A 21,397-nucleotide genomic window follows, 5' to 3' on the forward strand; every position below is an offset into this window, starting at 1 on the left:
GGACATCTACCGCCATGGATGGTGGAAAACCACTCACTGCATCCCCCTCTTTCTCACGCTTTAATTCGCTAATCGCTTCGCTAAACCACTATGTCGTAACGTTTTATGGCGAATACCTCGATTCACGACTCGTTGATCTGCCACCAAAGTGAACTGTTTTTTCGCTCGGGTAATGCCAGTGTAGATTAGCTCTTTAGTCAACAAGGGCGAGAAGTCGGTCGGTAAAATCATAAACGTATGAGAAAACTCACTGCCTTGAGACTTATGAATCGTCATCGCATAAGCCGTCTCATGCTCTGGCATGCGGCTCGGCAGCACAGACTTAATGCTACCATCAGGCAATTCAAAAAATACTTTCAGTCTTGGTGTCTCAGCGCAATAGTCCCACATACAAATGCCTATATCACCGTTAAATAAGCCAAGACCATGGTCGTTTCTCGTCACCATCACAGGGCGGCCGATATACCACGCCTCGTCACCACGGGAGATAAGCCCGCGTTGCTTTAGACGTTTTTCGATTCGCTGATTAAGCCCTGAAACCCCAAAGTCGCCTTCGCGAACCGCACACAATAACCGGCTTTGGGCAAAACTGGAGAGAACCTCTCTCGCCAAACGCTGCTGCCAATGTGACAAAGCTTCAGCACTTTGTAGTTCTTCTTGCGGATTGGAGCGCAGCAATAACGCAAGGTATTCTTTGTATGTGCGTACTAGCTTATCAACTAACTGTTGATAGCTATCCGCACTCAAAGCTAGCCATTCAATATCATCAAATGCTTTGTTCCAGACCTGATCAAAACCATAGCTGTTTGCCAAATTAACTTGCTTAGCCAATTGACCGATGCCAGACCTTGCATCAAAACGATAGCTTTTTTGTAGCACGCAAAGACTATCAACCAATGCTGAGGCGGATTTTGAAGATTCCACTTTGCCAGCTAATCGGCAATCAAACTGCGTTAACGCTTGAATCAAATCATTTTGCTGACTGCTGTAACCAAACTGAGCAAAGTCACAAATATCCGACAACACTGCCCCGGCTTCCACTGAGGCTAGCTGGTCTTTGTCTCCAAGAAGAATAAGTCGAGCATGCGCTGGTAAGGCATCCAATAAACGATGCATCATGGGCAGATCCACCATAGACGCTTCATCGAGAACCAACACATCTAAATGCAGTGGGTTAGCTTTGTTATGTCGAAACTCAACGCGACCAGGGATTGCACCGAGCAAGCGATGGAGCGTGCTCGACTCCGTTGGAATTTGCTGCTTTATTTCCGGCTCCACTGTTAACGAGTCGACCGCTTTACCTATGGACTCAGTCAAACGAGCTGCCGCTTTCCCGGTTGGCGCTACCAGCTTAATTGAAGGTGATTCACCGGCTTGATTCGCCTGATGCACCATCGCGGCTAACAATTTAGTTACTGTAGTAGTTTTGCCAGTACCAGGCCCACCCGATATCACGGCGAATCGACGAGTAAGCGCAACTGCGGCTGCCACTTTTTGCCAGTTTAAACACAGAGATAATGGAACAGCATCATCCAAACCTTGAAGTGCTTTGACGTTTGTCGCTTGCGTGACTATGTCATCAACATATAGCCAGTCGATAGGCTCCACCTTAACCACATCGAGAAAATCGCAGATAACTTGCTGACGCATAACCTGATTATTCTGCTCTGCGGGTAGCGCAGACAAAGCAGAATAAAGATAATGGTACTCACGCGAGAATAAGCGATCTAACATCTCTGCGACGCTTTGCAGCGCATCTCTCTCAATGGAAATCGGTTCAGCCATGGCATGGAGGCGAGTAGCGATTGTCTGTTCAAAGTAGTAATAACGCTGTAGATATAATCTATTTTGCTGCCAAACCAATGGCGTGACCGCCGATGTCATCATGTCGTTTGGAGACAAACAGGTAACCGTAGACGCTTCCGTCATTACCTTTTGCCAATCGACTTGATTCACCATGCACTCTAGCGACTCAGCAGCTTCACCGTATAAACCGATCAAGCTTGGCATCGGCAGGGAGACTTGCTCATCTGCATCAAGGTTGACGCAAATATGCCCTTGACCTAATTGGTAGCTTGTAACCGCAGCTAACCACATCAACGGATCTCGATGCTGTTGCTCAATGGAAGAGATAAACTTCGCAAACTGAAAATCCAGCGGTCTCAAGACACTTTTTTCCGCTAGATACGTGACCCATTCGGAGAAGTTTTTTAATACCATTACCATCAGAACCCTAATCCCATTTGCTCATTTGTCTCATCCAATTGCAAAGACTCTCCTGAAATAAGCCCATCTAATGCTTCTATCATGGCTTTGTCTGGTCTAGCACTAAAAATACCGGAGTCAGAGTCAGGCCTAACACCACGTAAAAAGAGATAAAACACCCCGCCAAAATGCTGGTCATAGTCGTAATCAGCGATACGGGTTTTCAAGAATCGATGTAGCGCTAATGCATAAATCTGGTATTGGAGATCATAACGATGATCAACCATAGCGTTATCGAGTTGATGTTTTTGATAACGCTCCATCTCATCGCCTAGATGGTTTGATTTCCAGTCGAGCACATAGTACTTACCCTGATGTTCGAATACTAAGTCAATAAAACCTTTAAGCATGCCTTTAACGGTGTAAAAGCCCAGTTCACTTGCCTTAGCGGATAACGCATCATAGCGTTGTATAACACGGTTTAATGACACCGCATCGAGCACCTCAATCGGCAACAGAAATTCCATCTCCACCAAACGTTGCGTAGAGTCCTTATCTCTTAAGTACAGCGCTTCACCATCTAGCGCTGTATTCATGACCTGATCGACAAGTTGCTGAATCACCGGTAACCATTCTGCATCGTACTGCTCTCGCTCAAGAAGTTGTCGAATGACCTCGCTGTTTTGTGGTGAAGTCGCGGGCTCATTAAATTCGATTTCTTCAAACACGGTATGTAAAAATGTGCCGGGACGCGCTCCTTTAGGAAAATGAAAAATGGTTTTTTCTGGCTCTAATAACACGTCCACTTCATGCTCTTCAGATGAATCGATATCTAGCCCAGATGCCTCAATAAACACTTCACTATCGTTGGAGTGGTGGTTCTGTTTTACAAGGGCTGAGTAACTGGTGATTCGCCAATCACGATCAATGGCTATTGATTGATCTTTAGCGACGAGCTCTTCGGTTGGTTGTACCAACTCTTGATAGCGCTCCTCATCCAACTCTGGCACCTCAGTGATCGCGATTGCTTGAGAAGCATTGGCAAGCTGATCGAGCGCGGAACCTAACTCGCTCACTCCCATTTCTTGACCATTTTGGATTAGATGTCCTATTGCACTGTGATGAAGTCCAGTTGGCTCCTTGGTTGAGCGGCCATTTCTCAGTGGCGCCATCCCGATAAAACAGCCATAAACTGCACGAGTTAATGCCACATAAATGAGGCGCAAATCTTCGGCAAGCCGCTCTTTATCGGCTTGTGCCAAAGAGGCTGACGATTGACGTAGATCGAGTACCGATGATTGGCTTTCGGCATCATAATACTTGGCTTCCATCGCTTCTCGATAACTCACCACAAACGGCAAATAAACCAAGTCGTATTCCAAACCTTTTGACTTATGAATAGTGATAATCTGAACGAGATTACGCTCTGACTCTAAACGCTGAATATGCTCGTCACTAGAGCCTAATCCTTGCTTGGCATCCTCTATCGCTTGCCCCAACCAGCGTAGTAATGCACTGTCGCTCTCCATATCTTGTCTTGCTGCTTGCAGCAGTTCGCCCAAGTGGAGATAGTCGGTAAGTAATCGCTCACCACCATCAGTAGCCAACAATCGGTTGGAGATTTCTCGCTTAAACAATACTGAACGCAGCATTGGTAAAATACCGCGTGATATCCACTGTTGGCGATAGTCACGAAATTCAGCAACCACTTGTTCCCAGAGATTTTCATCATTATTGAGGCTGTCCAGTTGAACGGCAGGCAGAGCAAATAGCTGGGAGGCTAACGCACTTTTTAGCATTCTTTCATCGTCTTGATGCCAAACTGCTAGCATCAAACGCAGTAAGTCATCAGCTATTTCGCTGGTAAAAACGCTATCCCGGTTGGAAAGATAAACACTAGCGATACCGCGCTCAGCCAAGGCCTGTTTAATCAACTGACCTTCACTACCAGTTCTCACCAACACAGCGATATTGCCCGCTTCAATTGCTTCGTTTTTGTCGCCATTAATCAGCGCTGCTTTACCGGTTTGGGACTGGGTTAACACCTGTTTGATGTGCTGAGCGGTAGCGGCTGCCATCGTCGGTACATACTCACTTTTAGCAACGGGGGATTCCGCGTTTTGGAGCCAAAACTGCATTGCCGCTTGATGTTCACCGTTAAACTGCCACTGCATTTTACTCGCTTTAGGGCTAGCATTGACAGCATGAAACGGAATGTCATCATCGTAGAGAAAAGCCGAATCTGCCTGCTTAAACAGTGCATTAACGCTGTTGACCATACTCTCGCTGGAACGCCAGTTCGTACCTAGCGTATAGTGGTCTTGTACCTGGTTTCGAGCTTGTATATAAGTAAAGATATCAGCGCCACGAAATCCATAGATCGCCTGTTTCGGGTCACCAATCATAAACCAACCACAGCCGGCGTGACTTAAGTACACATGACTAAATATCTGATACTGAAGCGGATCCGTATCTTGGAACTCATCGATCATCGCAACCGGAAATTGTGTTCGGATTTTTTCCGCCAGACTGTCACCAGATTCGCTGTCCAAAGCCGCCGACAAATGGGTCAGCAAATCATCAAATGAGAGCCATTGCTTTTGTTCCTTAGCTAGAGCCAATCGCTGACGACAATGCTGAATAGCCAATGCCAACAACGAGGTTTTGAGCTCAGGTGGCTGTGCTAAGAAGGCTTCAATCTCAGTAAAGATCGTCATCGTTGGCGCGTCGCCTTTTGGCGTTTTTTCTGTAAGAACGTTTTGAGCAAATTTTTCTAATTGCGTTGGTAGGTAGTAGTCCAATGTTTCTTGTTTAGACCAATCAGTAATCGCCTCAACCCAAGTCGGCAGTGACTTTTTAGTGTAACTGCGTTTGTTTACATCCGATTGACTCACACATCCAACAATGTCGTCAGCGACCGCTTGCCATTCCGATTTAAGGGTTCGGATTCGCTGTAAATTCTGTGCATGAAGCTGGGTAATATCACTGCAAGCATCGACATTTGTTAGCGACAGCGCCGGACCTGTCAGGTAACTGGTAATGACTTGGAGTAGATCATTTGGCGTCGCCCATAGCTTTCGGACTTCACTTGCAAGCTCCAACCCCAGAGGATAAAACTGACTGCGCCAAAAATCTGCGACCACTTGAGCTTTTAGTCGGCTTTCGTCGGTGATGAATTCATTATTAAATCGAGATCCAGACTCAAACGCATTTTGTGTCAGCATTCTTTGGCAAAAACCGTGGATGGTGTACACCGCCGCTTCGTCCATTTGACGTTCTGCCTGAAGCAAAGTATCTACCGCAAAGCGATGATCTGTGATGTCATCTAGAAGAGGTTTAATGACCGGGTCGTCACTATCACCGCGCGCAAAAGCAATTCGAGCCTGATGAATTCGAGCGCGAATACGATCTCTAAGCTCAGCCGTTGCCGCTTCAGTAAACGTTACGACTAAGATCTGGTCGACAGTTAGTGGCTGTTTATGACGACTTTGGTCGCTGCCATGACCGAGAAGTAGGCGCAAATAAAGGCCCGCAATGGTAAATGTTTTACCAGTACCCGCTGACGCTTCTATTAATCTTGCACCGTGCAATGGAAACTGCATGGTGTCTAACGCTATTGGTTCATGGCTCTGTGACATGGTGTTTAAACTCAACTGTGTGATCCAACGCTTAATTCTTTAATTCTATCAATAAGATGAAACTATCATTTATACAGGGTGCGATCGCATTCACGGAATTCATTATCTGCTCCCACTACTATGCGCCCTAGAAACTGGTCCCTCTGACCTACTTGGCCGCACAGCAATCTCCCTACACACTATAAAAATACTGGCGGCCGCCCCCTTTCTTGCTCACGCAGCCTTCCCAAATTCACGAAACTTCCCCTATTCATGAGAATAGTACTCTTCAGCATTCATACTTAGGGTTCTTGGGGCTTCTAGCACGAGCTGCGAGACTAACTTGAGATCATTGGCAAGCACTTCACTCCATTCAGGCCAGACTCTAGAAATATAAGGATTCTCGCGTTCTCCCGTTTGCATATAACCACCGATAAATCGAGCTTCCATTTTACTCAACATCTTTTCATCGTTCGGAGTCCAGCTGCCTCGACTATAGTTTGCCTCGATACCTGCTAATGCCGATTCAGGGAAATAGGCTAGAGGTTTATCCAAACCACCAAGAAACAACTCAAGTAATTGCTTCATATACTGTTCTGCTTGAACACTATCAAGTTGAGGATAGACACGATGTACTACCCCTTCTTTTTTGTCGTAGGCCAGCATATGGGTCGCTGCTGGTTGACCTGCGAGGGTCAGTGCTAGATGGTCAATCCACGCACTTAAATAGTCACTAGAACGCAAACGCCCACTACGGTATCTAAGCAAGCCTGAGGCATAAATACCCGTGACCCAACCTTGTAATTTAATGGTGATCGAACCCAAGGTTAATTGCAGGTTTATTTCGGTATCGTCCAATGCTTTATTCGACAGCGGTCTCACGGCCTTAGCGAGTTCTTCGGTTTGCGCCACGTTCGATGCAAATTCCAAATCACCGAAGTGATTGATAGGTAGATAGCCTTGCGCCTTCTGTTCGGATTTAAATGCCGTTATTAAGTCAGTGCCGTCTTCTGATTTAGTAAAGAAATCAAGTAGCTCTTTTCGCAATACAAAGCTCTCTAATCCATTAAGCGCAAAGGGTTCATCGTCTTCGGTTGTAAACTGCTGTGAATCAAAACTGACTTCAAGCCTGCGGTTGAATAGATATTGAACGGGCAACCGCCAAAAACGCTGCAACTCGGTAAGTTCCAGCTCAACAACACTGCCGACGGCACGTTCAATAGGCTCAAGCGTAAATGGCTCTGAACCGTCAAACCTCACATTACTTAGCTGCTGCAAAGCAGCGGGTAGCCACTCGGAGGCATAACTTTGATAGCTGTGTGCGGACTTAAAATGAGAAGCACTAAACGGCACCATCGCGTATTCCTGAACCAAACTGTTGCGAAGTTTGGCTCCAGACTCATCCACGCTTAACTCACTATCTCCTTGCAAGCAGTAGTTTTGCTCACAATATTCCAACAGCTCTGATACTAGTACCGAAGGTACTCGCTCAGTGTTGTCCTGAATAGAGCGTCCAACGTAGCTAATATAAAGCTGTTGCTGTGCCGATAATAAGGCTTCCAAAAATAGATAGCGGTCATCATCTCGACGAGATCGATCTCCCGGTTTGGTGCGACCTGTCATTAAGTCAAAACTTTCAGGTGGAACACTTCTCGGGTAAACACCGTCATTCATACCAAGCAAACACACAGCTTTAAATGGTATCGAGCGCATTGGCATTAAGGTACAGAAGTTGACTTGCCCAGCAAGGAAGCGCTGACTGACTCGTGATCCCGATAGCTTATCGATAAAATATTGGCGTACAATGCGAGGTGCAAGTGGTTCGCTATAGCGAGCATCTTGAAGCTGTTCTTTGAGACCAGAAAGCGTGTCACGAATCGCTTTTACAACCACTTCACCTTCTAGATCAACATCAAAGAAATCATCCAACAAGGCATTTATGTTGGTTTGCCATGTATCTATTGGTGCGGATTTGGCAAGCAATCCACGATACTTGGTAATGGTATCGATAAACTGTGCCAGTTTGCCTGCACTTTCGGCTTGCATACCTTGAGTCTGCTCATAAGGCGCAATGGTGCCATGCTCAAACTCAAACAAGCCAGCTTGTTCACTAATAGCATACCCGGCCAGCATTCGAGAAATACCGAACATCCATGAGTTTTGCTCAAATTCAGGTAAGTCGAACTCACTGGCAGTGTGGTTATCCAAACCCCAACGTATCTGAGCCTCTTCGACCCAAAGTTTTAATGTAGCAAATTCACTGTCACTGATATTGAATCGCTGCAAAATAGCAGGTACCTCAAGCAATTCAAGTAACTCACTACTGGAACAACGCAACTCAGGTAACTGCAATAATAGGTTAAAAGCATTCAATAAAGGGCTTTCTTTGTCTGCCGTTCGGTCCGAGATCGAAAATGGAATGTAGCGCTCACCGGAAGCATTACCAAATACCGCCTGAATCGCAGGGCTATAGGCGTTGATATCGGCTACCATGACAATCACATCACGCGGCTTGAGATCGGGGTTACGATCAAACATCGCTAGCAAGTTATCATGCAACACTTCCACTTCACGCATTGGACTGTGGCAAACGTGTAAAGATAGTGAATGATCTTGAGGCAAAATGGTTGGCTTATGTTGAGAACTTAGCAATAGCTGATCATCTTGGTGTTCTTCTAAGTTCAAAATATCCGCTTGGATATTTTCCAACAGCGTAGTTCGCTGTATATCAACAAATGCTTCTATCTCGTTTGACTCTAGCTGTGAGAGGAGATAGAGATTATCTCTACCTAGCTTACCCATAGATGCCAGTAAGCTGTTGCCAACTTCAGAGATATGCAGTTCATCTTCGATATTTTGCTCGATAGAGCCTTTAAGCTGCTCCACCATCGACATATCGTCAGAATGTGCCACATCAGCAATTTGTTGTAAGTGCTTACGCTTGTTGGCAGCAAGCTTAGAAAGATATTTTCTGTCCCGCACTTCACCCCAGTAGTAACGACAAGGGTTGGTGAACATCAGATGCACATCAATATGCTGCCCGAGCGCCTTAAGTGCGTCCAAATATCGCGGAGGCAAAGAAGAAATGCCGAAAACAAATAAACGCTTAGGCAGCTTATCTAAACCATGCGACTTCACATCCACATTGTGTGTTAAGGCATCAATAAAGTGTTCATAGAGGTTAGCACGGTGGTAAGGTGACTGACCTAACGCTACCGTATGATCATACAACGCCTGCCATAGCTTAGGTTGCCAAGGCTGCTGCTCTTCTAGTTCAACGACAGGTTCCCCCGCTTCCCATGCCGCTATCCACTCTGGTCGATAAACCAAATAGCCGTCATAGATATCGGCGATTTTTTCTGCCAATTGATAGCGTTTCGAGGCATCGGCATCATCGGAAAGGTACTGAGCGAGCGGAGCAAAGTCTGGGTCATTGAGATGAAGCGGTAACAGATGCATGATTTTCCATGTCATCGCTTCTTTATTGAATGCGCTGCGCTTGGGCACCTCATCCAAGACTTGAACAAATCGGTCCCAAATAAACGTCGCGGGAAGTGGAAAGTCGATATTGGCAGCAATGCCAAATTCTTGTGCCAGCGCCATTTTCAGCCATTGTGACATACCTGGACTTTGCACAAGAATCTGTTCTTTTTCAAATGGATTCTCTAGTGGGTCAATTTTGATTAATTGCACCAGCAGAGATTTCAATACATCGATTTGATTTGAGTGATAAACGGTGAACACGTTGCCGCGCGCCTTTAACTAATTGTCCTCACTCAAGATTAACACATTAACTTCAGTTCTAATATTCACTTGAACTCTACGCTGCTTGATGTGAGGGTTTAGGTAGGTAAGCCATTAGATAACGGACCGCTACGTAGCTCACAACAATCGTTGCCACAATTAACTCAATATTGGCTAGCATTCGAACTTGCTGAATCGCACTCTCTGGTATTCCGTGAGCACCCATCCAAGCCACCAATTTGTACAAGGCTGTAGCACCAATAACCATAGGAAAGGTAAACGCCGCATAGCCTGGGCTAAATGGTAAGCGAAGCAATTTAATGAACGCTAAATAGATAATCATCGTCATCAGTACTGCAATACCGAATAGCAGTGCAAGTATCACTGGTGAAGGCTCTGCTGCCACGGTTAGGTAACCGGCAAGTGAGAGACTCGCAGGCGCTGCCATAATCGCTAATGTTGGTTTAGCTGCGTCTGGAATTTCGTGAGTGAAAATCAAACGATAAATCATGGTAGGAAGCATCACTGCGTACACACCTAGACCAAAGTACAAAGCACCATTTGCGACCCATTGCAGATTTGGATTACCAGAGAACGCCACATCCGCAACCACAATACCAACAGGTGGTACAAACCAGCTTGGCACCATATGGTGCAATTCGAAATCACGACTACGGTGATAAACAAAGCTTGCTAGGAACACAATATGTAAGCCTACAGCAACTAGCCAGATACCATCACCGAGTCTTGGTAAAAACTGACCAACTGAGTGAGAGACCACCATAGTGGCCATTGCAAACGTAGGAACAACACTGCCCACAACAGGGTGTGCTAGGTCTTCTCTTAATAGGTGGTTATGAAATAAAAATTTGTAAGCCAAAATCACAAGTAATACACTCGCGATGGCCGCGCCCATCCACTGTGCGCCATGATGCAGTTCCAGTGCATTTTCCCAACACCAGCCAAGACTCGCGATACCTAAAGCCAATCCTGCCATTGGTGTAGGTGCGCCTTTAACTCTGTAGTGTGCTTTTTTCACGGTCGCAATCATTATTAGCTGCCTCAATTAATGTGTTGCGCTTATTCTAACTCTGCCTTATGTTTAGGTATATCTATTAAAACTCAACTAACGTTCAGATTAACTAAACATGACCCCACATATCTCGCTTAAGCAACTTAAAGTCTTCGTAGCCGTCACTCAGCATCAAACTCTCACTGCTGCGTCGGAAACACTGTTTCTCTCAAAAGCGGCGGTGAGTATGTCGTTAAGTGAACTAGAAAAGCAAATCGGCCATGCTCTTTTTGATCGGGTAAATAACCGTTTAGTGATCAATCAAGAGGGTCAGAAGTTACTCCCTCTCGCCGATGAACTGCTTAGTCGAAGTCGCGACATAGAATCTCTATTTAGCGATGAACAAAGTTATCGCGGGCAATTACGCATTGGCGCCAGTGACACCGTTGGTAATCAATTAGCGCCGTTTTTATTAAGTGACTTTCGCCAACAACACCAGCATAAAGCACAACAGTTGTTTATCTCCAATACCGCGTTGATCTGCCAAAAGCTCATCGATTATGAGTTAGATATCGGCTTGGTTGAAGGTAAGACGCTGCATCCCGAACTTAATAGCACTCAGTTTAGTGAAGATGAAATGTGTATCGTCTCCTCGGTCAATCACCCACTAGCAACTAGTGATATGAACGATTTGTCCTTGCTTGAAAACAGCGATTGGATATTGAGAGAGCCTGGTTCCGGCACAAGAGAGTTTTTTTTAAGAACGGTTGCACCAAGAATAGAGGTATGGCACGAAGCATTCGAGCTGAATACCACAGAAGCGATCATTAACTGCGTATCGGCGGGATTAGGTCTCGCATGTTTATCTAAACTTGCCGCACAAACAGCGATTAATGACGGTCGTATCAAACAACTTCCCGTTGCGCTGGATATGAAGCGACGGTTCTGGGTATTAGTTCATAAAGAGAAATATCAGAGCCCGCTGCTTAAGAACTTTATCGATTTTTGTCAGGTGTGGGATAAAGCCTAGTCTTGCATGAATAGGAAATAGGCAATCAGTTCTCACTTTTGACCCGCCGACTGGACAAGCGGATCTCGCATCTGTATAAACAGACAGTATTACACGTTTCAAAATTAACATATTAGAGGATTGACCATGGCTGTAATCGTCAAGTACGTGGTGGAACGCAACGGAGAAGAAAAGATGACTTTTACCTCTAAAGCTGAAGCTGACGCTTATGACAAAATGTTGGATATGGCAGACGAGTTATTCTCACTGCTAGGCGAAAGTGAGCTCATTGAAGATGAAGCAAAGCAGGAAGAGCTGTCCCTTTTCCTTGCTCAACGTAAAGAGGAAGTGCTTTATGCTCTGGGTGCCAAGCGCAAACCAACGCCAAAGAAACCAAAAGTGGTTGAGCCTGTAGAAGAGGATGATAGCGAGGCAGCAGCGTAATTCGCTTACTTAATTTCCCCCTTCTCATCAATAAACCAGCAACGACCGATCAGGTCCCGCTGGTTTTTTTGTCTCTAATAGCGCTATTTCTTATTAGACAAAACTATCGCTAAAAAGACAATGGGTATCGTTTTACAGACTTTTGCCATTTTTGCCCTTTCATCACATCCTGTCACTCTATAAGATGATTGCCAACAAATTACACCAAGTCGCTGCAGTTTGGCGCGACTTTTGGACAATTCTATACATGGAGAACGAGAGTCATGGCAGCATTTTCAATTGCTTTCGGCAGCGCAACCAAAAACCGCGACGGTAAAATCATCGAAGCGTTTTTCCCACACCCACGTCTAAATCCAAGTGACGCACTGGTCTCAGCCATTGCTGAAGTAGCAGGTTACACAGACGGTAACCAAGCGATTGAAGTAACTGCAGAGCAAAGCGCTGCATTAGCGACAGCATTCGCATCAAACGACGATGTACAAAATGCAGCCTTCGCAGAAAAAGCAGCAAACTCTTCTCAACCATTAGTTATCGTTATTCTTGCCACTGACGAGAAGCCACAATCTGTCGCAGAAGGCTTCTTGAAGCTACAACTGATTTCTAACCGCTTGGTTCAACCACACGGTACAGTGCTAGACGGCATCTTTGGTCTACTTCATAACATCGCGTGGACTAACCAAGGTGCTATCGACCTTCCAGAGCTGGCTGACCGCCAAATCGAAGCTCGCCTTGCAGGCGAAACGCTAACGGTTGATTGCGTCGATAAGTTCCCTAAAATGGTGGACTACGTGGTTCCAACTGGCGTTCGTATCGCCGACACTTCTCGTGTACGTCTTGGCGCACATGTTGGTGAAGGTACAACGGTTATGCATGAAGGTTTCATCAACTTTAACGCAGGCACGACAGGCGTTAGCATGGTTGAAGGCCGAATTTCTGCTGGCGTTGTTGTTGGTAACGGCTCTGATATTGGTGGTGGTGCATCTATCATGGGCACACTGTCAGGCGGCGGCACGGTTGTAGTGTCTATTGGTGAGAACTCACTACTGGGCGCAAATGCGGGTCTCGGATTCCCGCTTGGTGATCGCTGTACTGTTGAGTCTGGCCTGTATGTTACTGCGGGTTCTAAAGTACGTATGCTTGATGCTTCTGGTCAAGAAGTAGAAATCGTCAAAGCACGTGACCTTGCAGGTAAGCCAGACTTACTATTCCGTCGCAACTCTGTGACTGGTCAAATCGAATGTCTAACTAATAAGACTGCGGTTGAGTTAAACAGCGAGCTACACAGCAATAACTAGTCGGTAGCAATATCACGATGTTCAAAAAAGAGCCTCAGCATAATGCTGAGGCTCTTTTTATATATCCAAATCTTTATTGTCGATACTTACTGGGACTTGTTTGTTAATCAAATTGACTAACATAATAGAACGCGCCTCACCGTCAGCCTCTTGGAAAATGGCTTCAATGCCCGCAAACTGACCACCAATCACTCTCACGCATTCCCCTTTGTCAGGAAGGTCAGCGCAATCTGGCTCATCACAATGAACCATCGATCTTAATTCAAAAATCAGATCACCATTGATCTCTTTTGGTTGAGCACCAAAACGAATGAAATCAACCACACCTCGTGTCGAGCGAACGGTAGTGAAAGAAGGTCCTACCTCATAATCAAACTTCACGAATACATAGGATGGAAAGAGCGGCTCTTTCACATTCTGTCGTTTGCCACGCAATATTTTTTCTACCGAGATCTCTGGGTAGTAGCACTCTAAGCCTTGATTTTCGAGATGCATTTTCGCGCGAGCTTGTTCTCCGCGCTTACAATAAAGCAAATACCAACGTTTCATTTTCACTGCATAATGTTTCTAATTACCTACATCGTATCACTAAATTTGCGGTCTTTCTCTAAAGTTCAATTAATGAATCGAATAGTAAAGAGGAATATTCCTAATAATTGCGAGTTAACAAAAAATGAAATGTTAGTTTGCAGCACATTTTTCTCGTACCATCCCTGAAAAATTTACTTACATTTCATTGTGTTAAACATTTTATTCACAATATCTATTAATTAATGCTATTGCAGTTATTAATTTGGTCATGTATACAAGTTGGCACATTATATTCTTTGATAACTAAAATTAGTAAAACTTATGACAGCACAGCACAACATCCTAGGCCACCCACGAGGCCTGTTTCTATTGTTCGGTACCGAACTATGGGAACGTTTTTCCTATTACGCAATGCGTGCCATCCTAGTTCTGTTCTTAACTGATGCTACTATGAATGGCGGTATGGGCTGGTCCACTAAAGATGCTCTAGATCTCTATGGTATCTATACTGGACTTGTTTACATCACTCCGCTTATCGGTGGTTACATTGCCGATAACTTCCTAGGCCAACGAAAATCTATCATCATTGGTGGTGTATTGATGGCAGCGGGTCAATTCACTCTGGCTGCTGCGGCATCAGGCGAGCCTAATGCGCACTTATTTTATGGTGGTTTGGCACTTCTTATCGCTGGTAACGGTATGTTTAAGCCAAACATTTCAACCATGGTTGGTGACCTTTACGAAGAAGGCGACAACCGTCGTGATGGTGCCTTCACTATCTTCTATATGGGTATCAACTTAGGTGCACTACTAGCGGGTATCGTTGTGGGTTCAGCAACCGATTCATTCGGTTGGTCAGCAGGTTTTGTAGTTGCTGGTATCGGTATGGTGCTCAGCTTAATCATGCAACTTACTATGGCGAAATCTTGGTTAGGTGAAATCGGTAACGTGCCTGCAGCTGCTCGTGCAAAAGCACTGAACAACTCAAAAACAAAAGCGCCATTAACTAAAGAAGAGATCGATCGTCTTAAAGTTATCCTTATCATGGGTCTATTTGTTATCGTTTTCTGGGCTGGTTTTGAACAAGCTGGTGGCCTGATGAACATCTACACGCAGCAATATACAGACCGTATGATTGGTGACTTTGAAGTACCAGCAGCTTGGTTCCAATCGCTAAATCCGTTCTTCATTATTACTCTTGCTCCTGTTTTAGCGGCAGTTTGGGTGAAACTTGGTAAGCGTGAACCTAACTCTCCAGTTAAATTTGCTCTAGCACTATTCTTCCTAGCACTTGGCTTCCTTTGTATGGTTGGTGCAGTGATGGAGCAAGGCGGCGACACTGCGGTTAAAACCTCTATGCTTTGGTTAGTGGGTGCGTTCTTCTTCCACACATTAGGTGAGCTTTGCCTATCTCCAATCGGCCTATCACTTGTGACAAAATTGGCACCGCTTCGCCTTGCATCACTTATGATGGGTGCATGGTTCGGTTTCAATGCGATTGCAAACTATGTGGCTGGCCTTATTGGTTCACACGTTGGTGAACTAGGTGCAATGGCTATCTTTGGTGGCATTGCCGCAACGGCCGTCATTTGTGGTGTTATTTTACTCGTGTTCTCAAGTACCTTAGTAAAATGGATGCACGGTGCCGAGTCTAACGGCATTAGCAAGGCTCAAGAAGTAGAAGAGCAACAAGCACAACTCGCTTAATAAACGAATAAGCTTAATAACTAAAAAGGGTCAGACATTGAATGTCTGACCCTTTTTAGTTATTAAGACAAGCCATTAAGCAGACTGAACCAATTCAACCATCATGTCGATGTGTTCCTGCGAATCGTTAAGACAGCTAATATAACGATAACTTTCGCCACCCGCTTCGATGAAGGTTTCTTTCGCCTCCACCGCGATTTCTTCCAGTGTTTCTAAACAATCCACGGAGAATGCTGGAGTAATGATATCAAGCGATTTGATGCCTTTATTAGGCATCTGCTTTAACGTCTGTTCCGTATACGGTTGCAACCATTCCTCGCGACCAAAAATAGACTGATAACTCATTCCTATTTGTGATTCACCTAGGCTTAACTCTTCACCCAAAAGCTTAGTCGTCGCCTCACAATGCAGGGGATAGACATCACCGTTATCAGCGTAGCGTTTTGGAATTCCATGATATGAGCACAGTAAGTAATCCGCTCGCCCATGCTGCTCCCAATGTGCTCGTACTGAATTGGCTAGCGCTTTGATATAACGAGCGTTGTCATGATAGTCGCGTACCAATGAAATGCTAGGAAGCGTCGAGATAGATTTACAAGCTTTGGCGATACCATCAAATGCAGCGGCAGTCGTCGTCCCAGAGTACTGAGGGTAAAGTGGCAGTACCACGACCTTATCAACCCCTTGGTCTAGTAGTCTTGATAGACCATCTTTAAGCGAAGGATTGCCGTAGCTCATACCGAGTTCAACAGGCATATTTAGAGCTTGCGCCAGCTTGTCAGCTTGTTGACGGGAATACACCATTAGTGGTGAGCCCTGCTCCATCCACACTGATTGATACAGTTTAGCGACCTTAGGAGAACGAATAGGCAAGATGACCCCGTGCAAAATAGGGCACCAAAGCCAACGATTCATATCCACAACGCGGTGATCGTGCAAGAATTCTTGTAAGAACGCTTTCACTCCTTTTGCTGTAGGTTCATCAGGCGTACCTAAGTTAACCAGCAAAACTCCCGTTTTTAGCGAACCGCTCATAGACTTCCTTTTAGTTGTTATTTGATTTCTAAACGGATTATATACTCTAGCTGACCATCCATGGATCAAAAAAAACGACCTAATAAGGTCGTTTTTTTACTTGATTCACAATTGCGAATTAAGACAGAGCTTTTTCGATATCTGCGCTTACGTCAGCAACTTGCTTAGTACCGTCAAATTTCAGGTACTTAGTGTTACCCGCTTCTGCTTCTTTACCGTAGTAAGCAATCAGCGGCGCAGTTTGATCGTGGTAAACGCCTAGACGAGCACGCACTGTCTCTTCTTTGTCGTCATCACGAACCACTAGGTCTTCACCTGTTACGTCGTCTTTACCTTCCACTTTAGGTGGGTTGTAAACAACGTGGTATGTACGACCAGATGCTAGGTGAGCACGACGGCCCGCCATACGCTCAACGATCACGTCATCAGCAACATCAAACTCGATAACGTAGTCTACGTCAACACCCATCTCTTTCAGGCCATCAGCTTGAGGGATAGTGCGAGGGAAACCATCTAGTAGGAAACCTTTTTCACAGTCATCTTGAGCAATACGCTCTTTGATTAGACCAAGAATGATATCGTCTGATACTAGTTGACCTGCATCGATAACCGCTTTGGCTTTCTTACCAAGCTCAGTGCCTGCTTTGATTGCTGCACGTAGCATGTCACCAGTAGAGATTTGAGGGATACCGTACTTCTCCATGATGAATTGAGCTTGTGTGCCTTTACCAGCACCTGGAGCACCTAAAAGAATGATGCGCATGACTTGTCCTCTTATACTTAAAAAGATTTTATACCGAAGCTCACAGCGAAAGGCTTCACCTTAGAGGCTGCTTTACGATAAGTTTCGGTATAAAGGTGAATTCTGAATGTATAAACATTGCTCAACAAAGATTTGAATGTTTATGCGTGCGGCGCATTCTAACACAGAAATCTTTTGCTTGGCGCGAAATACGACTAAAGAATAGCCAACAAGCACCTAAAGTTCGCTAACTCTGTGTTAAACCACACTTTAAAATGAATGAGCCCAATACTATTGGGCTCATTTTTATGCTTTGAGTCACAAAATAAATCTAAGGTTATTAGACTTTAGACAAAAGCTTATTCACTGCACCTAGGAATTGAGACGGGTCTGTCATAGAGCCACGCTCAGCTAGCATTGCTTGCCCTAGTAATACTTCAACCCAGCGACCAAAGGCGTCTTCATCCGCTTCATCTGCCATGCGCTTAACTAGCTCATGCTCTGGGTTAATTTCGAAGATATACTTCACTTCAGGCACTTCCTGACCGGCCGCTTCAAGCAGCTTCGCCATCTGTGTGCCCATTTCGAAATCATCGGTAACCACAACAGCTGGAGTAGTCGCAAGCTTGAACGTAGTGCGAACTTCCTTAACGCGATCACCTAAGTAAGCTCGAGTGCGCTCGACCACAGACTTGAACTCTTCCTCTGTCTCTTTTTGCTTCTCTTTTTCCGCTTCGTCTTCAAATTTACTTAAATCAAGACCCGACTTAGTAATGGACTGGAACTGCTTACCGTCAAACTCGGTTAGGTAGTTCATCAGCCATTCGTCGATGCGGTCATACATCAGAATAACTTCAATGCCTTTCGCTTTGAATTGCTCTAAGTGTGGGCTGTTTTTTGCTGCCGCGTAACTATCCGCAGTTAGGTAATAGATCTTGTCTTGTTCCTCTTTCATGCGCTCAACATAAGACGCAAGAGACACAGTTTGCTCAGCAGAATCCACCTCCGTCGACGCAAAACGAAGCAGGCCAGCGACCTTCTCCTTATTTGCCATGTCTTCCGCAGGGCCTTCTTTCATTACTAGGCCAAACTCTTTCCAGAACGATTGATATTTCTCTTCATCATTCTTAGCCATGCGTTCGAGCATAGTTAGCACGCGCTTGGTACATGCACCGCGCAGCGACTGAGTTACTTTGTTGTCTTGAAGAATTTCACGCGAAACGTTTAGTGGTAGGTCATTTGAATCAATTAGACCACGGACAAAACGCAAATAAGATGGCATGAACTGTTCTGCGTCATCCATAATAAATACACGTTGCACATAAAGCTTTAGTCCGCTCTTATGATCGCGATTCATCATATCCCAAGGCGCTTTAGCTGGAATATACAACAGGCTAGTGTAGTCGTTCTTACCTTCTACGCGGTTGTGACTCCATAGCAGAGGGTCAGCAAAATCATGAGACACATGCTTATAAAACTCTTGATACTCTTCATCGGTAATATCAGATTTGTTGCGAGTCCAAAGTGCTTGAGCTTTGTTGATCTGTTCCCACTTACCTTGTTCTGTCTCTTTACCTTCTTCATCACGCTCAAGCGTCCAAATAGACACAGGAATGCCGATGTGGTCTGAATATTTGCTGATCACATCACGAAGGCGCCATTCAGATAGGAACTCTTTGCCTTCTTCACGCATGTGAAGAATGATATCCGTCCCACGAGTTTCTTTAGTGATATCTTCGATGGTGTAGTCGCCTTCACCTGCTGAGTGCCATTGCACTGCTTGATCGGCTGCTGCGCCCGCTGCACGTGTGCGCACGGTCACTGCGTCTGCCACGATAAACGCTGAGTAGAAACCAACACCGAATTGACCGATAAGTTGTGAGTCTTTACTTTGCTCATCTGACAATTTAGCAAAAAACTCTTTTGTACCTGATTTTGCAATGGTACCTAAGTGTTCGATCACGTCATCGCGCATCATACCGATACCATTATCGGAAACGGTTAATGTGTTACTGTCTGCATCGAACGACAACTTAACGCCTAGGTCTGCATCACCTTGATATAAGTCAGCGTTCGATAGCGCCTGAAAGCGCAGCTTATCGGCCGCGTCAGACGCATTCGAGATTAACTCTCTTAGAAAGATCTCTTTATTTGAATACAGAGAGTGAATCATTAAGTGAAGAAGTTGTTTTACCTCTGACTGAAAGCCACGGGTTTCTTTATTGTTAGTTTCAGCGGTGCTCATGCTATCTCCATTACACATTTAATATCGAGTTTCGACATTTTCTGGAACTCGCTATTCGTATGATTAATCTGCTAAAGAAATGAGGATGAAGATTGTAAATTCAAGGTCAAAAAACATAAAAATGCTGTTTTTTTGATTTGTTTTTATTATCCTACTGCCCCTGACTATAAAAAAATCCTAAAATCCTATAATTGGCCCTGCAGTCATTCAGTGCCAAAATATCAGTATCTGTCGCGTTGCGGCACTAAAAAGAAGAATGCAATGAGTAACATAGGCACTAAGTTTATACTCGGTCAAAAGTACATTTTCGACCCAAATAGCAACTCTTTAGTCGATCAAACCAATAACGATGAAGTAGTCCGTCTTGGTAGTAATGAAAGTCGCATTTTACTTCTACTCGCTGAAAGACCGAACGAAGTCGTGACCCGTAACGATCTTCATGAATTTGTTTGGAGAGATCAAGGTTTTGAGGTCGATGACTCAAGCTTGACTCAAGCTATTTCTACGCTCCGTAAGATGCTGAAAGATCCAACAAAGTCACCGCAATTTGTTAAGACAGTACCTAAACGTGGCTATCAGCTTATATCTAGTGTAGAGCGTTCTGTACCTGTAGCGTCCTCAGAAGCCATAAACGAAGCTCCTGTTGTTGACCTTGCCAAAGAACTGCAAGAGCCAAGTACCGCGTCAGCGACTCCTTACTCAGATCCAGTCATCCCACCAGCTCCAAAAGAGAAAACCCCACCAACCGTTTGGGCAATGGTCGTGGTGGCAATTTTGTTACCTATTCTTGTGCTTATGGCAACCAATCCAGCGCAATCAAGCTTTAAAGAGCTTGGTACGGTGGAAAGCGTTAAGATTGTAACGCCTGAAAACCACCCTGACGTCTCTAGCTGGCAACCAAAGATTGAGCAATGTGTTGCTAAGTATATTGAAACACATACCGACGACATGCTGCCTCTAGAGGTGATTGTAACAGGCGATCAGAGTGATCAAATTGCCCTTAACTTTATTCATAGCGTCGAGTTCTCTGGTGAAAATAGCACAATGCGTATTTTTACTGAGCAATCAGACTTAAGCAAAGTGTGCAAGTAAGGAGTGTCCTGATGAAAATGAAATACGCTGCTATTTTACTTGCTCTATCTACTGCTCTAAGTGCTTGGCTTTACTGGGGAAGTGATTTAAAAATCGAGCAAGTTCTAACCTCCAATGAATGGCAATCCAACATGGTAGGTATTATTGCTGCTCGTGACTATCCGGATACGGATATTGGACCGTTAAGCCGTTTAGAAATGTCGGCTAACGTAAAGTATTTACCGGGTGGTGAGTATATCCGTGAATCTTCAATGCGCTTGTACGGTAGTGATCCTGAAAAGCACACCTTGATTAAGATTTCAGAGAAAGGCACTTGGACCATTAGTGACAACTACTTACTGATTTCACCTCGAGAGTTCAAAGACACCGCGACGGCACAATCGGATGAGTTTACTCATGAGCAACTTGCGATGATTAAGCAGTTCCTAAAAATGGAAGCTCAGCAAAGTCGCCGTATTGATATCGTTAACGAAAAAACACTATTGCTGACCAGTTTAAACCAAGGTTCATCCATCTTGTTTTCCAACTAAGTCAGATATTAAATTTTATAAAGGAGGCGATCTGCCTCTTTTGTTTTTTGTAGCAAAAAAGTGTTAGCCCATAAAAAAACCAGAGCCAATGCTCTGGTTTTTTGTTTGCCATCTAAGGCGATGCTTAGCCTAATAGGCTCAATGCTGCGTTTGGCGCTTGCTTTGCTTGTGCCAAAATCGAACTTGAAG

Annotated in this window: 15 protein-coding genes; 6 read left to right on the forward strand and 9 right to left on the reverse strand. The window is 44.8% G+C overall.

The features are described 5' to 3' along the window. Positions 1-60 precede the first annotated feature (60 nt). The 4 genes from recD to AWH66_RS20575 all read right to left on the reverse strand — a co-directional run bounded on the left by recD (position 61) and on the right by AWH66_RS20575 (position 10,617). Positions 61-2,226, reverse strand: a complete 2,166-nt coding sequence (recD, locus tag AWH66_RS20560) for an exodeoxyribonuclease V subunit alpha (protein WP_063604095.1) — start codon at positions 2,224-2,226, stop codon at positions 61-63. After that, the gene (gene recB / locus AWH66_RS20565) at positions 2,226-5,843 is read right to left on the reverse strand and encodes an exodeoxyribonuclease V subunit beta (protein ID WP_063604094.1); all 3,618 of its coding nucleotides are present in this window, start codon (positions 5,841-5,843) and stop codon (positions 2,226-2,228) included. Before recB ends, recD begins: the two co-directional genes overlap by 1 nt. A gap of 246 nt (positions 5,844-6,089) precedes the next feature. Beyond that, positions 6,090-9,566: an exodeoxyribonuclease V subunit gamma gene (recC, locus tag AWH66_RS20570; RefSeq protein WP_063604093.1), complete on the reverse strand. Its 3,477-nt coding sequence runs from the start codon at positions 9,564-9,566 to the stop codon at positions 6,090-6,092. Positions 9,567-9,642: 76 nt separating this feature from the next. Next, a complete protein-coding gene (locus AWH66_RS20575) occupies positions 9,643-10,617 on the reverse strand; it encodes a TDT family transporter (RefSeq protein WP_038229216.1) in 975 nt (324 codons plus the stop codon). Positions 10,618-10,714: 97 nt separating this feature from the next. On the opposite strand from AWH66_RS20575, the gene AWH66_RS20580 reads away from it, so the two are divergent. The 3 genes from AWH66_RS20580 to dapD all read left to right on the forward strand — a co-directional run bounded on the left by AWH66_RS20580 (position 10,715) and on the right by dapD (position 13,326). Beyond that, on the forward strand, positions 10,715-11,608 hold the full coding sequence (locus AWH66_RS20580) for a LysR family transcriptional regulator (protein ID WP_006071093.1): 894 nt from the start codon (positions 10,715-10,717) through the stop codon (positions 11,606-11,608). 126 nt (positions 11,609-11,734) lie between these two features. Then, positions 11,735-12,031, forward strand: coding sequence for a YebG family protein (locus AWH66_RS20585; RefSeq protein ID WP_006071091.1), 297 nt, complete (start codon positions 11,735-11,737; stop codon positions 12,029-12,031). Between the two features lie 263 nt (positions 12,032-12,294). Then, positions 12,295-13,326 (forward strand): 2,3,4,5-tetrahydropyridine-2,6-dicarboxylate N-succinyltransferase, encoded by a 1,032-nt coding sequence (dapD, locus tag AWH66_RS20590; RefSeq protein ID WP_006071089.1) that lies wholly within the window; start codon positions 12,295-12,297, stop codon positions 13,324-13,326. Positions 13,327-13,383: 57 nt separating this feature from the next. Here the strand turns inward: dapD and rfaH are convergent, their stop codons facing one another. Beyond that, complete coding sequence (gene rfaH / locus AWH66_RS20595) at positions 13,384-13,875, reverse strand: transcription/translation regulatory transformer protein RfaH (RefSeq protein ID WP_006071087.1); 492 nt, start codon at positions 13,873-13,875, stop codon at positions 13,384-13,386. A gap of 303 nt (positions 13,876-14,178) precedes the next feature. Between rfaH and AWH66_RS20600 the strand changes: the two genes are divergently transcribed. Then, positions 14,179-15,564, forward strand: coding sequence for a peptide MFS transporter (locus AWH66_RS20600; RefSeq protein ID WP_006071085.1), 1,386 nt, complete (start codon positions 14,179-14,181; stop codon positions 15,562-15,564). A gap of 75 nt (positions 15,565-15,639) precedes the next feature. Here AWH66_RS20600 and hemH read toward each other — a convergent pair whose 3' ends face one another. The 3 genes from hemH to htpG all read right to left on the reverse strand — a co-directional run bounded on the left by hemH (position 15,640) and on the right by htpG (position 19,586). Continuing rightward, the gene (gene hemH / locus AWH66_RS20605) at positions 15,640-16,599 is read right to left on the reverse strand and encodes a ferrochelatase (RefSeq protein ID WP_063604092.1); all 960 of its coding nucleotides are present in this window, start codon (positions 16,597-16,599) and stop codon (positions 15,640-15,642) included. A 118-nt stretch (positions 16,600-16,717) separates the two neighbouring features. Continuing rightward, positions 16,718-17,362: an adenylate kinase gene (gene adk / locus AWH66_RS20610; RefSeq protein WP_006071083.1), complete on the reverse strand. Its 645-nt coding sequence runs from the start codon at positions 17,360-17,362 to the stop codon at positions 16,718-16,720. 319 nt (positions 17,363-17,681) lie between these two features. Then, positions 17,682-19,586 (reverse strand): molecular chaperone HtpG, encoded by a 1,905-nt coding sequence (htpG, locus tag AWH66_RS20615; RefSeq protein ID WP_063604091.1) that lies wholly within the window; start codon positions 19,584-19,586, stop codon positions 17,682-17,684. Positions 19,587-19,847: 261 nt separating this feature from the next. On the opposite strand from htpG, the gene AWH66_RS20620 reads away from it, so the two are divergent. Then, complete coding sequence (locus AWH66_RS20620; RefSeq protein ID WP_063604090.1) at positions 19,848-20,678, forward strand: winged helix-turn-helix domain-containing protein; 831 nt, start codon at positions 19,848-19,850, stop codon at positions 20,676-20,678. Between the two features lie 11 nt (positions 20,679-20,689). Continuing rightward, on the forward strand, positions 20,690-21,208 hold the full coding sequence (locus tag AWH66_RS20625; RefSeq protein WP_063604089.1) for a regulatory protein ToxS: 519 nt from the start codon (positions 20,690-20,692) through the stop codon (positions 21,206-21,208). An 8-nt stretch (positions 21,209-21,216) separates the two neighbouring features. Here the strand turns inward: AWH66_RS20625 and AWH66_RS26250 are convergent. After that, on the reverse strand, positions 21,217-21,397 hold a 181-nt coding region (locus tag AWH66_RS26250), incomplete at its 5' end, for a hypothetical protein (protein WP_276204921.1).

This window comes from Vibrio barjaei (assembly GCF_001639065.2).
GTDB lineage: Bacteria > Pseudomonadota > Gammaproteobacteria > Enterobacterales > Vibrionaceae > Vibrio > Vibrio barjaei.

Coding starts and splice junctions, on each gene's coding strand:
- dapD (WP_006071089.1), top strand. CDS start 12,295: ATGGCAGCATTTTCAATTGCTTTCGGCAGCGCAACCAAAAACCGCGAC.
- rfaH (WP_006071087.1), bottom strand. CDS start 13,875: ATGAAACGTTGGTATTTGCTTTATTGTAAGCGCGGAGAACAAGCTCGC.
- recB (WP_063604094.1), bottom strand. CDS start 5,843: ATGTCACAGAGCCATGAACCAATAGCGTTAGACACCATGCAGTTTCCA.
- AWH66_RS20575 (WP_038229216.1), bottom strand. CDS start 10,617: ATGATTGCGACCGTGAAAAAAGCACACTACAGAGTTAAAGGCGCACCT.
- AWH66_RS20580 (WP_006071093.1), top strand. CDS start 10,715: ATGACCCCACATATCTCGCTTAAGCAACTTAAAGTCTTCGTAGCCGTC.
- recD (WP_063604095.1), bottom strand. CDS start 2,226: ATGGTAATGGTATTAAAAAACTTCTCCGAATGGGTCACGTATCTAGCG.
- adk (WP_006071083.1), bottom strand. CDS start 17,362: ATGCGCATCATTCTTTTAGGTGCTCCAGGTGCTGGTAAAGGCACACAA.
- hemH (WP_063604092.1), bottom strand. CDS start 16,599: ATGAGCGGTTCGCTAAAAACGGGAGTTTTGCTGGTTAACTTAGGTACG.
- AWH66_RS20625 (WP_063604089.1), top strand. CDS start 20,690: ATGAAAATGAAATACGCTGCTATTTTACTTGCTCTATCTACTGCTCTA.
- htpG (WP_063604091.1), bottom strand. CDS start 19,586: ATGAGCACCGCTGAAACTAACAATAAAGAAACCCGTGGCTTTCAGTCA.
- AWH66_RS20585 (WP_006071091.1), top strand. CDS start 11,735: ATGGCTGTAATCGTCAAGTACGTGGTGGAACGCAACGGAGAAGAAAAG.
- AWH66_RS20620 (WP_063604090.1), top strand. CDS start 19,848: ATGAGTAACATAGGCACTAAGTTTATACTCGGTCAAAAGTACATTTTC.
- AWH66_RS20600 (WP_006071085.1), top strand. CDS start 14,179: ATGACAGCACAGCACAACATCCTAGGCCACCCACGAGGCCTGTTTCTA.